Origin of the sequence: Colwellia sp. BRX10-4 (assembly GCF_014077465.1) — a bacterium.
Taxonomy (GTDB): domain Bacteria; phylum Pseudomonadota; class Gammaproteobacteria; order Enterobacterales; family Alteromonadaceae; genus Colwellia_A.
Genome location: NZ_JACGVZ010000087.1, coordinates 1 through 911 on the forward strand (window position 1 = coordinate 1; position 911 = coordinate 911).

A 911-nucleotide genomic window follows, 5' to 3' on the forward strand; every position below is an offset into this window, starting at 1 on the left:
ATTTCTTTTGAAATATTGGCGTTGTGTTTATACGAATGTGCACCTTCGACCAGTAGTCGTCTTGCACGGCTGTTACCGCATTTGGTAATAGCACCTAAATGGCGTTTATCGCCACTTGAATGTTCACTTGGTACAAGACCAAGGTAACTCATTAATTTTCTGGGATGGTCGAACCGTGATAAGTCACCTAGTTCGGCAATCACTCCTGTGGCGACTAATAACCTCACACCACGGAGCGCCTGTATCGCTTTAACTACAGGATAAAACCGCCAGTTTTTCACTTGATGTGTTAATTCATTATCCAGCCTTTTTAAGCGTTTTAGTCGTTCATTAATGGTTAAAACCGCTTCTTGCAAAACAATTTGCTGACAAGGATGAGGTAATACTAATTCAGCGAGCCAACGCAAATGTTGTAATGACCAGTTATCTTTTATTTTGCTGTTAATGTTGTTACGTAACAACAATGCTTTAAGTTGATATTTAGCATCCTTTAAGTCTTTCATGCCTGTTTCTCGTGCCCGAGATAAGTCCCGTACGGCTTCATCTTCTGGCTCAGGGACATAGATAGATGTTAAGTCTTCAGACTTGAGCAGCTTTGCAAGTTTGAGCGCATCACGTTTATCGGTTTTGATTTTATCTCCTGGTTTTTTAGGGATAAGAGAAGGTGCGATGACATAGCAACAATGATTAAGGCTGGTGAGAAAGCGGTAAATCCAATAGCCACAAGGACCTGCTTCGTAAACAAAATGAAGTGTGGCATCTGGATATTTTGATTGTAATTGTCGTGCGAGTTTTTTAAAGGCGGCTTTATTACTGAGTATTTTACCTAGATGAGTTGATTTAGCGCCACGTTGGTCTTCAATATAAGCGACTTCAGTAAATGTTTTATGGGTATCTAAGCCAATGAAAAG

Annotated in this window: 1 protein-coding gene; it reads right to left on the reverse strand. The window is 40.2% G+C overall.

Features of this window, described 5'->3' with window-relative positions; translation table 11 throughout:
- Positions 1-911, reverse strand: a 911-nt coding sequence (locus H4J67_RS19925) for an IS110 family transposase (RefSeq protein ID WP_182204892.1), incomplete at both ends; no start/stop codon positions are given.